This is a genomic window from Rhizobacter sp. P5_C2 (assembly GCF_054049715.1).
The window spans coordinates 1-13021 of record NZ_JBFULV010000141.1; the positions used below are offsets into that span (position 1 = coordinate 1).

Sequence of the window (13021 nt, forward strand, 5' to 3'; positions counted from 1 at the left end):
CGGCCTGCGGCCGGTGCTGATCGACGAGGCGCCGCGGGCCGGCGGGCAGATCTACCGGCGGCCGCCGACGCATTTCCGCCGCACGGCCGCCGCGCTGTACGGCAGCGAAGCCGCACGCGCCATCGCATTGCATGCCGCGGCCGACGGCCTCGCCGACCGCATCGACCACCGCCCCGACAGCCTGGTGTGGAACGCGCAAGGCGGCGCGCTCGACGTGCTGCGCAGCGGCCGCATCGAACGCGTGCCGTACCAGGGCCTGATCGTCGCGACCGGCGCCACCGACCGCGTGCTGCCGGTGCCGGGCTGGACGCTGCCCGGCGCCTTCACGCTCGGTGGCGCGCAGGTGGCGCTGAAGTTCCAGGGCTGCGCGATCGGCGAGCGCGTCGTGCTGATGGGCAGCGGGCCGCTGCTGTACCTCGTCGCGTACCAGTATGCGAAGGCCGGCGCGCGCGTCGCGGCGGTGCTCGACAGCGCACGGCTGGCCGACCAGATCGCGGCGCTGCCGCTGATGCTGACGCAGCCGGCGACGCTGATGAAGGGCGCGTGGTACGTCGCATGGTTGCGCGCGCATCGCGTGACTATCGTGCGCGGTGCGCGGCCGCTGCGCATCGTTGGTGGCGAGCGGGTCGAGGGCGTGCAGTTCGAGCAGGGCGGCCAGATCCGCACGATCGACTGCGATGCGGTCGGCATGGGCCACGCGCTGCGGTCCGAGACGCAACTGGCCGACCTGCTCGGCTGCCATTTCGAATTCGACGAGCTGCAGCGTGCGCACCTGCCGCAGCGCGATGCGGCGGGGCGCAGCAGCGTGCCCGGTCTCTACCTGGCCGGCGATGGCGCCGGCATCCTCGGTGCCGATGCGGCGGAGTGGGCCGGCGAGCGTGCGGCGCTGGCGCTGCTCGAAGACCGCGGTGTGGCGTTCGATGCGGATCGCGCGCGCGAACTGGAGCAGCGCCTCGCCGGCATCCGGCCGTTTCGCCGCGGCCTCGAACGGGCGTTCCCGTTCCCCACCGACTGGGCCGCCCGTGCCGACGACGAACTCGTCGTCTGCCGCTGCGAGAACATCACCGCCGGCCAGTTGCGCGCCACCGTGCGCGAGACCGGTGCCGACGACATCAACCGGCTGAAGGCCTTGTCGCGGGTCGGCATGGGGCGCTGCCAGGGCCGCATGTGCGGCGTCGCGGCGACAGAGCTTCTGGCGCAGGCCTGCGGCCGGCCGGTCGGCGAGGTCGGCCGGCTGCGCGGGCAGGCGCCGATCAAGCCGGTTCCGTTCTCCGCGCTGTCGGCGCCGTCCACGTTGCATGAGTCGGAGGCCGCGGCATGACAGCGAAGCGCTTCGTCACCGATGTGGCGATCGTCGGCGGCGGCATCGTCGGCAGCTCGGCCGCGCTCGCGCTGCGCCGCATGGGGCTGAAGGTCGTGCTGCTGGAGCGCGACCTGTGCGGCTCGCACTCCAGCGGCGTCAACTACGGCGGCGTGCGGCGGCAGGGGCGGCCGCTGTCGCAGCTGCCGCTCGCGATGCGCGCGCACGAGATCTGGGGCCGGCTGCCGGAGTTGATCGGCACGGACGGCGAGTACGAGCGCAGCGGCCATTTCAAGATCGCACGCAGCGCGGCCGACATGGCCTCGCTGGAGCGCTACCGCGCGACCACCCAGGGCTTCGACCTCGACCTGGAGCTGATCACCGGCGAGCGCCTGCGCGCGCTGTGCCCGTGGCTGGGCGCGAAGGCGGTGGGAGGATCGCTGTGCCCCGAGGATGGGCAAGCCAATCCTCGGCTGGTGTCGCCCGCGTTCGCACGCGCCGCCGAGCGAGCGGGCGCGGTGATGCTCGAGCGCACGCCGGTCGACGAGGTGATCGGCGACCGCAATGGGTTCACGCTGAGGTCACGGAACAGCGCGGGCAACACGCTGGAAGTGCAAGCGCCGCTGCTGCTGAACTGCGCCGGCGCCTGGGCCGGGCAACTGGCCGCGCAATTCGGCGAGCCGGTGCCGATGCAGGCCGGCCACCCGGCGATGGCCGTCACCGAACCGGTGCCGCATTTCATGGACTGGAGCCTGGGTGTCGAGGGCGGCGGCATCTACTGCCGGCAGGTGGCGCGCGGCAACCTGGTGCTGGGCGGTGGCTCGGGCCTGGCGCTCGACGCCGACCGCGCGCGCTCGGACCGCGACGCGATCACCAAGCTGGCCGGCCAGGCCATCGAGTTGATTCCCGCGCTGCGCGATGCGCAGCTGATCCGCACCTGGAGCGGCACCGAAGGCTACCTGCCCGACCGCGAGCCGGTGCTCGGCTGCAGCCGCACGATGCCGGGGCTGATCCACGGCTTCGGCTTTGCCGGCGCCGGCTTCCAGATCGGGCCGGCCGTCGGCGAGGTGCTGGCCGAGCTGGCCCGCGACGGCCGCAGCAGCACGCCGATCGCGGCGTTCGGCATCGAGCGGTTCGCTGTACCGCAGACATCACCGACAGCACCGACTGCATCCGCTCCCGCCTCGATTCCCGAGTTGTCTCACCGTTGAAAGGAATGCCCATGTCCAGCACCTTCCCGTCCCGCGCCCGCCGTCACCTGCTGGGCGCCGCAGCCGCCGCGGCCGCGCTGCTGTCCGCCGGCGCCGCGCAAGCGCAGGCCAAGACGATCTACATCGGCATGAACGGCGGCACGATGGAGAAGGCGTACACCCAGTACGTGTTCCCGGCCTTCGAGAAGCTGTACGGCGCCAAGGTGGTCGTGGTGCCGGGCACCTCGTCGGACATCCTCGCGAAGGCGCAGGCCAACAAGGACAAGCCGCAGATGCACGTGATGTTCCTCGACGACGGCATCATGGTGCGCGCGATCGGCATGGGCCTGTGCGAGAAGCAGCGGCCGAGCCCGGCGCTGAACGACCTGTACCCGGCCGCACGCTTCAAGGGCGACATGGCCAGCGGCGTCAGCCTCGGCATGACCGGCATCGCCTACAACAAGAAGATGTTCACCGAGAAGGGCTGGGCCGCGCCGACCTCGTGGATGGATTTCGCCGACCCGAAGTTCAAGGGCAAGGTGGTGTTCCAGTCGGCCTCGTCCTCGTCGTTCGGGCTGCACGGCTTCCTGATGTTCAACCGCATCCAGGGCGGCAACGACAAGAACGTCGAGCCCGGCTTCAAGGCCTGGCCGGAGAAGATCGGCCCGAACGTGCTCGAGTACATCCCGAGCTCGGCCAAGCTCTCCGAGATGGTGCAGACCGGCGAGGCGGCGCTGTTCCCGCTGACCCCGACCGCCGTGGCGGCCCTCAAGGTCAAGGGCATCCCGGTGGAGTACGCGCAGCCCAAGGAGGGCTCGGTGGTGCTGATGGTCGGCCAGTGCGTGATCGCGAACAACAGCGAGCCGGAGCTGGCGCAGAAGCTCGCCGAGTTCCTGCTGAGCCCGCTGGCGCAGGCCAACGTGCTGCAGTACGGCAGCCAGATCCCGACCAACCCGAAGGCGCCCGCGGTCGGCGAGGGCGCGGCGCAGGTCGCGCAGATCTCTCAGTGGATGAAGAACGCGGTGACGCTCGACTGGGAGAGCATCAACGCCAACCGGCCGGCCTGGAACGCGCGCTGGAACAAGACCATCGAGAAGTAGACGATCGAGAAGTGAGCCCCGGGCGGAGCGGCGCCTTCAGCCGGACATCAGGGCCACGGCGGCGCCGCAACCCAGCGCCAGCAGTGCCACGGCCAACGCGAAGCGGCGTTCCAGCTTCGCACCGGTGCCGTGGTCATTGCGCTCGGTGTTGACCAGGCGTTGCAAGGCGTCGAGGGGCAGGCTGAGCAGCGAGACGGAAATCATGGCGGGCACTCCGGGAGGCGTGCCGCGGGTTCCGTTGACGCCTGCGAGGTGGAACACGCATCAAGCCAGCGTGTCGCGCGGCGCAACGGGAACTGGTGACTGCATCGTGCGCCCGAGGCCGCGCTGGCTTGCGCCGGATGTAGCCTGCTTTTGCCACGCAGATCGTCCACAGTCTGTCGGCGCAGCCTCGCCGTCAGATAGCGCCTTCAGCGCCGTTCGTACTGCTGCTTGCCGAACAGCGCATTGCGAGCCCGCTCGTCGTTGAGCGGCTTGCGGTGCTCGGCCAGCACCGCGACGCCGCGCTGCACCGCCGGGCGGGCGGCGATCTCGTCGAACCAGCCCTTCAGGTGCGGGAAGTCGTCCCAGGTGATGCCCTGGTTCTTCCACGAGCGCAGCCACGGGAAGATCGCGATGTCGGCGATGCTGTACGCGGGGCCGGCGATGTACTTCGACTTGGCGAGCCGCTTGTCCATCACGCCGTAGAGGCGTTTCGCTTCGTTGGTGTAGCGGTTGATCGCGTACTCGATCTTCTCGGGCGCGTAGATGCGGAAGTGGTGGGCCTGGCCGAGCATCGGGCCGACGCCGCCCATCTGGAACATCAGCCATTCGAGCACCTGGTAGCGCTCGGTGGTGCCGGTGGGCAGCAGCTTGCCGGTCTTGCCCGCGAGGTACATCAGGATGGCGCCCGACTCGAAGAGCGAGATCGGCTGGCCGTCCGGCCCGTCGGGGTCGACGATCGCGGGGATCTTGTTGTTCGGGCTGATCGCGAGGAATTCGGGTTTGAACTGATCGCCGGCTCCGATGTCCACCGCCGTCACCTGGTACGGCAGCCCGCACTCTTCGAGCATGATGTGAACTTTGTGGCCATTGGGCGTGGCCCACGAATACACTTCGATCATCTTGTCTTCCTCAGGTCGTCTTTCTGCAGCACGGGTGTGCTGTGTGGATTGCGACTCTAGTTCAAGCACGGCCTTCATGCTCGACGCCATCAAACGACTGATCTCAGGCAGGCCCGACGGCCCGGACTGGCGGGCGGTGTCGGAGTGGGCTCGCGACAACAAGATGGCCTTCAAGCGCGTGCGCGAAGAAGAAGGCTTCGTCATCGACGGCGGCATGGACAGCAAGCCGTGGCGGCTCGAATGGGGTTCGCCGCAGCGCTTCTACATCGAAGGCCATGAACTGCGCCTGCGCATGGAGCTCGGCCTGCCGCCGAACCTGCAGGTGCTGCTGCTGTCGCAGCCCTTGCGCGAGACGCTCGAGCGCCAGACCTTCGAGCGCTTCACCGAAAGCACGCAGACGGTGATCGACGGCACCACGCCCGAAGAGATGCGCTGGCTCGCGATGTTCGCCAAGGTCACGTTCGCGGCGTCGAAGGCGGTGCGCATGCGCTTCGGGCTGGTCGGCAACACGCCGCAGGTGGCGGCGTCGTGGGTCGAAGGTGCGCTCGCGCGCCAGCTCGAAGAGGCCTCCGGCAGTCTGCTGGCGCAGGAGCCGCCGTTCGTGCTGATGCTGTTGCGAGGCCGGGTCTACCTGCGGCTGCAGCTCGCGAACCCCGACCTCGCGTCGATCCGCCAGGCGGTTGGGCTGTTCGAGGTGGCCGTGCTGCAGGCGGTGCGGGTCGCCGGCGGAATGGGCGCGAGCGAGGGCGCGGCGAGTGGGTGGCCGAGCACGTCGTCGACGGCGTGGCAAACCCAACTGGGCCCCGACGATCCGAAGGATCAGTCGAGGCACTGAGGCGTCAAGCGTATCTGCCGAGCTCCATCTTCGCGATGGCATTCCGGTGCACCTCATCCGGCCCATCCGCAAACCGCAGCGTGCGCGCCGCCGTGTAGAAATACGCCAGCGGAAAGTCATCGCACATGCCCGCGCCGCCGTGCACCTGCATCGCCCAGTCGATCACCTGGCAGGCCATCGACGGCGCCACCACCTTGATCATCGCGATCTCGCCCTTGGCGGTCTTGTTGCCGGCCACGTCCATCATCCATGCGGCCTTCAGCGTCAGCAGCCGGGCCTGCTCGATCTTGCAGCGCGCCTCGGCGATGCGCTCGCGGGTCACCCCCTGTTCGGCCACCTTGCGGCCGAAGGCCACGCGCGACGAGGCCCGCCTGCACATCAGCTCCAGCGCCCGCTCGGCCAGCCCGATCAGCCGCATGCAGTGGTGGATGCGCCCCGGCCCGAGCCGCCCCTGTGCGATCTCGAAGCCGCGGCCTTCGCCGAGCAGCATGTTGCTCGCCGGCACGCGCACGTTCGTGAACGTCATCTCGCAATGCCCGTGCGGCGCGTCGTCGTACCCGAACACCGGCAGCGGGCGCACCACCTTCACCCCCGGCGCGTCGGCCGGCACCAGGATCATCGACTGCTGTGAATGCCGCGGCGCCTCGGGATCGGTCTTGCCCATGAAGATGTAGACCGCGCAGCGCGGGTCGCCGGCGCCCGAGATCCACCACTTGCGGCCATTGATCACGTAGTCGTCGCCGTCGCGGCGGATGCTCGACTCGATGTTGGTCGCGTCCGACGACGCCACGTCGGGCTCGGTCATCGCGAACGCGCTGCGGATCTTGCCGTCGAGCAGCGGCTCGAGCCAGCGCTTCTTGTGCTCGGCCGTGCCGTAGCGGACGATGGTCTCCATGTTGCCGGTGTCCGGCGCCGAGCAGTTGAACACCTCGCTGGCCCAGGGCACGCGGCCCATCAGCTCGGCCAGCGGCGCGTACTCCTGGTTGGTGAGGCCGGCGCCGAGTTCGCTCTCGGGCAGGAACAGGTTCCACAGGCCTTGCGCGCGCGCCTTGGTCTTCAGCCCCTCGATCAGCTGCAGCGGCGTCCAGCGCTTGCCGGCGCGGGTGTTGGCCTCGATCTCTTCGTTGAAGGCGGCCTCGGCCGGGAAGATGTGCGCGTCCATGAAGCCGGCCACCCGGGCCTGCAGTTCCTGGGTGCGTGGGGAGTAGCTGAAGTCCATGCGGGAGTCTCCGGGAGGTGTTCAGGTGCCGTGCTGCGCAATGCGCCAGCCCATCTCGGCGAGCGGCCGCGCGCCGGCGCCGGCCTGGCGCGCCTGCGCGCTCGACGCGGTGCCATCTTCGACCCGCTTCGCGATGCCTTGCAGGATGCCGGCCATGCGGAACAGGTTGTAGGCCATGTAGAAATTCCAGTCGGCCATCACCGCCTGCGGGTCGGCGCGGCCGGTGCGCTCGCAGTAGCGGCGCACGTAGTCGGCTTCGGTCGGGATGCCGAGCGACGGCAGGTCGAGCCCGCCGATGCCGCGGAACGCGCCGGGCGGGATGTGCCACGACATGCAGTGGTAGCTGAAATCGGCCAGCGGGTGGCCGAGCGTCGACAGCTCCCAGTCGAGCACCGCCAGCACACGCGGCTCGCTCGGGTGGAAGACCAGGTTGTCGAGCCGGAAGTCGCCATGCACCACCGACACCTGCGATTCGTCGCGCGCGCTGGCCGGCATGTGGGCCGGCAGCCATTGCGCGAGCTGTTCCATCGCGTCGATCGGCTGCGTGATCGAGGCCTGGTACTGCTTGCTCCAGCGTGCGATCTGGCGCTCGAAGTAGTTGCCCGGCTTGCCGTAGTCGGCCAGGCCCGCGGCGGTCACGTCGACCTGGTGCAGCGCCGCCATCACGCGGTTCATCTCGTCGTAGATCCGGCCGCGCTCGGCCGTCTCGAAGCCGGGCAGCGACTGCTCCCACAGCACGCGGCCCTGCACGAACTCCATGATGTAGAACGCGCGGCCGATCACCGATTCGTCCTCGCACAGCAGCAGCATCTCGGGCACCGGCACGGCGCTGCCGTGCAGCGCGCGCATCACGCGGAACTCGCGCTCGATCGCATGCGCCGACGGCAGCAGCTTCGCGGCCGGGCCGGGCTTCGTGCGCATCACGTACGAGCGCGATGGCGTGACGAGCTTGTAGGTCGGGTTCGACTGGCCGCCCTTGAACTGCTCGACCTGCAGCGGCCCGGCGAAGCCCGGCAGCGCGGCCTGCAGCCACGCCTGCAGCGCGGCGGCGTCGAAGGCGTGCGAGTCGGCGACGGGTTTGGTTCCGGTGTAGGCGTCCATGCGGTCCAGTCAGCGTTCAGAGATCGCCAGCAGCTTGTCCTTCGACAGCACCACCAGCCGCGTCGGCTCGATGCGCACCGCGCCGTCGCGCTCGAAGCCCTTCAGCTCCTGGTTGACGCGCTGCCGCGACGCGCCGAGCAACTGCGCCAGGTCTTCCTGCGCGAGCTGCAGGCCGATGCGGATCTCCTGGCCTTCCTCGATGCCGTAGCTGCGCGACAACAGCAGGATCTGCTTGGCCAGCCGCGCGCCGAGCGGCATCGTGTTCAGGTCTTCGACCACGTCGAACATCAGGCGCAGCCGGCGGCAGTTCAGCTTCAGCAGCGCCTCGTAGAGCTCGGTGTGTTGCGCGAGCAGCTCGCGGAAATCGGCCTTGCGCACCACCAGCAGCGTGGTCGCGCCATGCGCGTTCGCGTCGTGCGTGCGCGGCAGGCCGTCGAACAGCGAGATGTCGCCGAACCACAGCCCGGGCTCCACGTAGGTCAGCGTGATCTGCTTGCCGGACAGCGAGACCGAGCTGACCCGCACCGCACCCTTCGCGACGCCGCACCATTCGTCGGCCGCTTCGCCGCGCGACGACAGCAAGGCGCCGTCGTGCACGCGGCGCACGACGGCTCGCGAGAGGATGGCATTGCGCAGTGGCTGCGAGAGTTTGGAGAACCACGAACCCGATTCGATGTTGGCCTGCTCATCGATTGTAAGAACGGGGGTATTCATGTTTTGTCTCTGACGTGACAGGGTGCGACCTCATTGTCCATGAAGGGCATTGCTGCAAGAGTGCGCGGATTCCCTTTCACAAGGAGAGCAGCATGGGCGATCGAGTGCTGGACATCCCGAGCAAAGAAGGCCGCGTCAGCGATGCCGAATGGCAGACCCGCGTGGACCTCGCCGCGGCGTACCGGCTGGTGGCGCATTTCAAGTGGGACGACTTGGTGTTTACCCACATCACGGCGCGCGTGCCGGGCGAGGAAGACCGCTTCCTGATCAACCCGTACGGGCTGATGTTCGACGAGATCACCGCGTCGAGCCTGGTGAAGATCGACCTGCAGGGCAACAAGCTCGACGACTCGCCGTTCCCGGTGAATCCTGCGGGCTTCACGATCCACAGCGCGATCCATTCGGCGCGCCACGACGCGCAATGCGTGCTGCACACGCACACGCTGAATGGCATCGCGGTGTCGGCGCAGGCGGGTGGGGTGCTGCCCTTGTCGCAGCAGTCGATCTTCATCCTGGCCAGCCTGGCGTACCACGACTACGAGGGCGTGGCACTGCGCGACGAGGAGAAGCCGCGGCTGGTGAAAGACCTCGGCCGAGCCACCTACCTGATGCTGCGCAACCACGGCTTGCTGACGGTCGGCGCGACCGTGGCCGATGCGGTGCTGGCGATGTATTTCTTCGAGACGGTGTGCACGATCCAGGTCCGCGCGATGGCGGGCGGCGTGCCGCTGACGCACGTCGACCCGCGGATCATCCAGACGGCCGGGGAGCAGGCGAGGGGAGCGACGCGTGGGATGGGGGCGGGCGCGTTGACGTGGCCCGGGTTGCTGCGGCGGCTGGATCGGATCGACGACGGGTATCGGCGCTAGATCGGCATCAGCCCTGTCACGCGCTGCGTGCTCCGCGAGCAGACGCGGCCGGCAATGCCAACGATGTCTTCGCGGAATGAGTTGCCTGATGCAATGGGCGGGCTTCGAAGGACCATTGGTCTGCCACCAGCCTGCCTTCATACATGAACTGTCCGACGCCCTGCGCCAATCGCGAGAGTGGCTGAACCCTTGTCTGCAGGGCCGGCATCTTCGCAGCAAATGCCTTGCTTTCAACACACAGCTTGCGCAGCAGCGTGTCGCTCGCTCTTGCCATGGGGTGGCTTCCACGCTCCCACAGCGACAGCGTCTGATCGGTGGTTCCGAGCACTTGCGCCATATCCGCTTGAGACATGTCGAGTGCTCGCCTCAGGTAGGTGATCTCAGGGGCGCTCAACAGGGCCGGCTTCAACAAGAGGCATGCATGCAAGGCGGCGATCAGTCCTCCCAGGCGTTCGTACTTGACCAACTCGCGGTTACCGTCGACGGTCAGAACAAAACCGTTCAACAGCCACACCATCGGCAAGGGGTCAGCGTTGAATGGATGTCTCAAGGTGGTCACTTCCGTTGGGTCCAGCAGCTCTGCCGCCGAGAATCGCTGCCAGCATCTCTTCGTTGGAGACGCCGCGCTCCTCGCCCCGCTGTTCCGCATGCCCGGCTCTGTCGAACCCGACATCACCCTGCCGAACGAGAAACCGGATCCATCTGGCTGTCTGCACCAGCGACCAACTTGAGGGCGCACCGTTCGGACGCTTCATCTGGGATGCTCGATTTAACCATAAAAATTATGGGAAAGGTCGGAGCATGGGAGTGAACTGCGCGGAGATCCGTGAGATCCGATGACCAGCGGCAAGTCTAGTGGGCAAGCCACTTGATGCCAAGGTGCTGTTCAAAAAAACAGGGGTCGCCGAGGTCGTCAAGCCTGTCGGAGGAATTGCGCCAGCAGCTTCTCCATCGTCGTCATCGTCTCGCGTTCGTGCAGCCATTGCGTCGGCGCCAGGTTCACCGCGCGCACGATCTGGTCGTTGGCGCCGACGTCGATCACGTTGATGCAGGCCGGCGCCTGTTCGAGCCGGCCGAAGAAGGCCCGTTCGCCGGCCAGCACGCGCGACAGCAGCGCGCGGTTCACGCCGCCGTGCATCACCATCAGCAGGCACTGCCAGTCGCTGCGTGCGAGCAATGCGTCGAAGGCCGGCAGCACGCGGTCGAGCAACTCGCCCACCGATTCGCCACCGAGGAAGCGCTGCGACTGCACGTTCGGGCCGACGCGGAATGCGCCGAGGAACGCGGCCTCGATCTCGTGCTTCGGGATGTCGGCCAGCCGGCCGGGGCGGATCTCTTCGAGTGCGGGCTCGTGCAACAGGTGCAGCTCGGGTTGCGCGCCCGCGGCCAGCACGCGTGTGGCCGTCTCGACGGTGCGCGGCAATCCGCTGACCAGCACGCTGTCGAATTGCACCCCGCATTGCGCGAACAACCGGCCCGCCGCATCGGCCTGGTCTCGGCCGAGGGCGTTCAAAGGAACTGTGTCCGGCGGGACTGCGCTGCCATCCTCACGGAAATAGTCCACCGACCCATGACGCATCAGATAGATGCGCCTGCGCTTCGGAATTGAACGGCTCATGCCGCGCCCACGCTACTCGAAGCGCGGCTCGCGCTTGTCCAGGAAGGCCTGCAGGCCTTCGCCGCCGTTGCGATGAAAGAAGTTCTCAAGGAAGTGATCCCGCTCCGATGCCATCTGCTGCGAGAGGCTGCGCTCGGGCCATGCATTGACCAGCTCCTTCACGCTGGACACCGCGTTCGGCGCCAGGTGCGACAGCCGCTCGGCCACCGCCAGAGCTTGGGTCAGCGCCTGGCCACTGTCTGTCACCCAATTGACAAGGCCGAGCGCTTGCAATTGCACCGCCCCCATCGGCTCGGACAGCCACAGCATCTGCAGCACCACCGCGCGCGGCAGGCGCTGCATCAATTGCCAGGTCGACCCACCGTCGGGCGACAGCCCGATGCGGCCATACGACATCACGAAGCGCGCATCCGCGGCCGCGACGATCAGGTCGCAGGCCAGCGCCAGCGAGAAGCCGCCGCCGGCCGCGGCCCCTTCGACCGCTGCGATCACCGGCTTCGGGAACACGCGCAGCACCTCGACGAACTCGTGGAAGCGCTCCAACATCCCGGCCTGCACCTCGCGCGGGGCCTCGCGGCTGGTGCGCAGCCGCTGCAGGTTGCCGCCGGCGCAGAAGTGCTCGCCATCGCCGCGCAGCACGACGCAATGCACGTCGGGGTCGGATTCGGCCACGCCCAGCGATTCGATGCCGGCGGTGAAGACCTGCTCGGACAGCGTGTTGCGGGAAGCGGGGTCGCTGATCGTCAGCACCAGGGTGCCGTCGCGTCGTTCGGCACGCAATTCAGAGGGCATGGCCACACCATTCGTCAGACAGCGCCAAGCGCATGGCGCGCGATCATGCCCGTTATTGCGGAGATCGCCGCAGGAAGGATCATGCTAGAGTCAAAAAATCAATCAACTGCTCATCCGAATGCAGAGATTCCCGAACTTGCTCGCGGTCAGTCTCGCTTTGGGCCTCCTGCCCATGGGCCGAGCAACCGCGATGGGGTTCGGCAACACGCTCGGTGCCACCACCCTCGGCCACCCGCTGAACTTCGCGGTGATGCTGCGGCTGGAGCCCGACGAGCGCATCGAAGTCTCGTGCGTCAAGGCCGATGTGTCGATCGGCGATCACCCGCTGTCGTCGCTGTCGGTGCAGGTCCGCATCGAAGGCCGGCCCGGCAGCACCGAACGCCGGCTGCGCATCACCACCACCGTGCCGATCGAAGAGCCGGTGGTCGGCATCGCGCTGAATGTCGGCTGTCCGACACGGCTGTCGCGCAATTACGTGGTGTTCGCCGATCCGCCGTCGGCCTCCGCCGTGGCACCGGCCAATGCCTCGCCCGACCCCTCCGACCAACCCGACCCGTCGGCCGCGCCGCAGGCCGAGCCGGCGCCGCGTTCCACGCTGCCGCGCGTCGCACCCGGCCCGTCGGCACAGCGCCCGCGCACCGCGGCCAGCCAGGCAGCGGGCGCCGCGGCGGCGCGACCGACCGCGAAGGCCGGCGCGTCCGCCAAATCGCCACGCGCGCAGAAGCCAGCCGCCGAACCCGCGCGCCCGAGGGGCCCGACGCTGCAGCTCGATCCGGTCGAGACCGATGCGCTGATCTCGCCGTCGCTGCGCATGAGCAGCCAGCTCACGCCGCTGGCCCAGGCCGCGCAGGCGGCCGGCTCGGCCCCGTACCGCTTCATCGATCCTGAACTGGTGCAGCGCCTGGAGGCGCAGGACCGCCTGAAGGCGCTCGAAGCCGCGATGAACCAGCTGCGTGTCGAAGGCCAGGCGCGCCAGCAGTCGCTCGCCGAGCTGCAGGCCAAGGTGCAGCAGGCCCAGGCGGTGCGCTACGCCAACCCGCTGGTCTATGCGCTGGGCCTGCTGTGCGCGCTGCTCGCCGCCGGGCTCGGCTTCCTGGTGTGGCAGCGCTGGCGCGAGCGCCAGGCCGCCGCCTGGTGGGTCGAGCCGCCGGCCCCGACGCCCACGCCGGCCTCGGGGAGC

At 68.6% G+C, this 13021-nt stretch carries 14 protein-coding genes; 6 read left to right on the forward strand and 8 right to left on the reverse strand.

All coding sequences use genetic code 11. The annotated features are described in order from the left end of the window. The 3 genes from ACXJLU_RS30210 to ACXJLU_RS30220 form a co-directional block, all read left to right on the forward strand. Positions 1–1321, forward strand: a 1321-nt coding sequence (locus tag ACXJLU_RS30210; protein WP_457337406.1) for an FAD/NAD(P)-dependent oxidoreductase, incomplete at its 5' end; no start/stop codon positions are given. Further along, a complete protein-coding gene (locus ACXJLU_RS30215) occupies positions 1318–2511 on the forward strand; it encodes an NAD(P)/FAD-dependent oxidoreductase (protein ID WP_457337408.1) in 1194 nt (397 codons plus the stop codon). The genes ACXJLU_RS30210 and ACXJLU_RS30215, both read left to right, overlap by 4 nt. A gap of 11 nt (positions 2512–2522) precedes the next feature. Next, a complete protein-coding gene (locus tag ACXJLU_RS30220) occupies positions 2523–3590 on the forward strand; it encodes an ABC transporter substrate-binding protein (RefSeq protein ID WP_457337410.1) in 1068 nt (355 codons plus the stop codon). A gap of 36 nt (positions 3591–3626) precedes the next feature. Here the strand turns inward: ACXJLU_RS30220 and ACXJLU_RS30225 are convergent, their stop codons facing one another. Next, complete coding sequence (locus tag ACXJLU_RS30225; protein ID WP_457337412.1) at positions 3627–3794, reverse strand: hypothetical protein; 168 nt, start codon at positions 3792–3794, stop codon at positions 3627–3629. Positions 3795–4000: 206 nt separating this feature from the next. Then, positions 4001–4693, reverse strand: a complete 693-nt coding sequence (locus ACXJLU_RS30230; RefSeq protein WP_457337414.1) for a glutathione binding-like protein — start codon at positions 4691–4693, stop codon at positions 4001–4003. A 76-nt stretch (positions 4694–4769) separates the two neighbouring features. On the opposite strand from ACXJLU_RS30230, the gene ACXJLU_RS30235 reads away from it, so the two are divergent. Continuing rightward, the gene (locus tag ACXJLU_RS30235; RefSeq protein ID WP_457337415.1) at positions 4770–5528 is read left to right on the forward strand and encodes a hypothetical protein; all 759 of its coding nucleotides are present in this window, start codon (positions 4770–4772) and stop codon (positions 5526–5528) included. Between the two features lie 4 nt (positions 5529–5532). Here ACXJLU_RS30235 and ACXJLU_RS30240 read toward each other — a convergent pair whose 3' ends face one another. Genes ACXJLU_RS30240 through ACXJLU_RS30250 form a run of 3 tightly spaced genes read right to left on the reverse strand, consistent with a single transcriptional unit; the run spans position 5533 to position 8562 of the window. Next, positions 5533–6747 (reverse strand): acyl-CoA dehydrogenase family protein, encoded by a 1215-nt coding sequence (locus ACXJLU_RS30240; RefSeq protein WP_457337417.1) that lies wholly within the window; start codon positions 6745–6747, stop codon positions 5533–5535. A gap of 21 nt (positions 6748–6768) precedes the next feature. Continuing rightward, positions 6769–7848, reverse strand: a complete 1080-nt coding sequence (locus ACXJLU_RS30245) for a phosphotransferase family protein (protein ID WP_457337419.1) — start codon at positions 7846–7848, stop codon at positions 6769–6771. A gap of 9 nt (positions 7849–7857) precedes the next feature. Next, positions 7858–8562 carry a Crp/Fnr family transcriptional regulator gene (locus ACXJLU_RS30250; protein ID WP_073468100.1) on the reverse strand — a complete coding sequence of 235 codons (705 nt, stop codon included), beginning with the start codon at positions 8560–8562 and terminating at the stop codon, positions 7858–7860. A 92-nt stretch (positions 8563–8654) separates the two neighbouring features. Here ACXJLU_RS30250 and ACXJLU_RS30255 point away from each other — a divergent pair, with 92 nt between their 5' ends. Further along, positions 8655–9431, forward strand: a complete 777-nt coding sequence (locus ACXJLU_RS30255; RefSeq protein WP_457337422.1) for a class II aldolase/adducin family protein — start codon at positions 8655–8657, stop codon at positions 9429–9431. 16 nt (positions 9432–9447) lie between these two features. Here the strand turns inward: ACXJLU_RS30255 and ACXJLU_RS30260 are convergent, their stop codons facing one another. From ACXJLU_RS30260 to ACXJLU_RS30270, 3 genes are all read right to left on the reverse strand, one after another. Then, complete coding sequence (locus tag ACXJLU_RS30260; protein ID WP_457337424.1) at positions 9448–9948, reverse strand: helix-turn-helix domain-containing protein; 501 nt, start codon at positions 9946–9948, stop codon at positions 9448–9450. 396 nt (positions 9949–10344) lie between these two features. After that, entirely contained in the window at positions 10345–11049 is a 705-nt protein-coding gene (locus tag ACXJLU_RS30265) for a histidine phosphatase family protein (RefSeq protein WP_457337426.1), read from the reverse strand. Positions 11050–11061: 12 nt separating this feature from the next. Continuing rightward, positions 11062–11841: an oxepin-CoA hydrolase, alternative type gene (locus ACXJLU_RS30270; RefSeq protein ID WP_457337428.1), complete on the reverse strand. Its 780-nt coding sequence runs from the start codon at positions 11839–11841 to the stop codon at positions 11062–11064. A gap of 172 nt (positions 11842–12013) precedes the next feature. On the opposite strand from ACXJLU_RS30270, the gene ACXJLU_RS30275 reads away from it, so the two are divergent. Next, positions 12014–13021: type IV pilus assembly protein FimV (locus ACXJLU_RS30275; protein ID WP_457337430.1), on the forward strand; the 1008-nt coding region annotated here is incomplete at its 3' end.

Bases quoted from the DNA above. Each gene is read 5' to 3' on its own strand.
- ACXJLU_RS30215 (WP_457337408.1), top strand. From the start codon at position 1,318: ATGACAGCGAAGCGCTTCGTCACCGATGTGGCGATCGTCGGCGGCGGC.
- ACXJLU_RS30220 (WP_457337410.1), top strand. From the start codon at position 2,523: ATGTCCAGCACCTTCCCGTCCCGCGCCCGCCGTCACCTGCTGGGCGCC.
- ACXJLU_RS30225 (WP_457337412.1), bottom strand. From the start codon at position 3,794: ATGATTTCCGTCTCGCTGCTCAGCCTGCCCCTCGACGCCTTGCAACGC.
- ACXJLU_RS30230 (WP_457337414.1), bottom strand. From the start codon at position 4,693: ATGATCGAAGTGTATTCGTGGGCCACGCCCAATGGCCACAAAGTTCAC.
- ACXJLU_RS30235 (WP_457337415.1), top strand. From the start codon at position 4,770: ATGCTCGACGCCATCAAACGACTGATCTCAGGCAGGCCCGACGGCCCG.
- ACXJLU_RS30240 (WP_457337417.1), bottom strand. From the start codon at position 6,747: ATGGACTTCAGCTACTCCCCACGCACCCAGGAACTGCAGGCCCGGGTG.
- ACXJLU_RS30245 (WP_457337419.1), bottom strand. From the start codon at position 7,848: ATGGACGCCTACACCGGAACCAAACCCGTCGCCGACTCGCACGCCTTC.
- ACXJLU_RS30250 (WP_073468100.1), bottom strand. From the start codon at position 8,562: ATGAATACCCCCGTTCTTACAATCGATGAGCAGGCCAACATCGAATCG.
- ACXJLU_RS30255 (WP_457337422.1), top strand. From the start codon at position 8,655: ATGGGCGATCGAGTGCTGGACATCCCGAGCAAAGAAGGCCGCGTCAGC.
- ACXJLU_RS30260 (WP_457337424.1), bottom strand. From the start codon at position 9,948: ATGGTGTGGCTGTTGAACGGTTTTGTTCTGACCGTCGACGGTAACCGC.
- ACXJLU_RS30265 (WP_457337426.1), bottom strand. From the start codon at position 11,049: ATGAGCCGTTCAATTCCGAAGCGCAGGCGCATCTATCTGATGCGTCAT.
- ACXJLU_RS30270 (WP_457337428.1), bottom strand. From the start codon at position 11,841: ATGCCCTCTGAATTGCGTGCCGAACGACGCGACGGCACCCTGGTGCTG.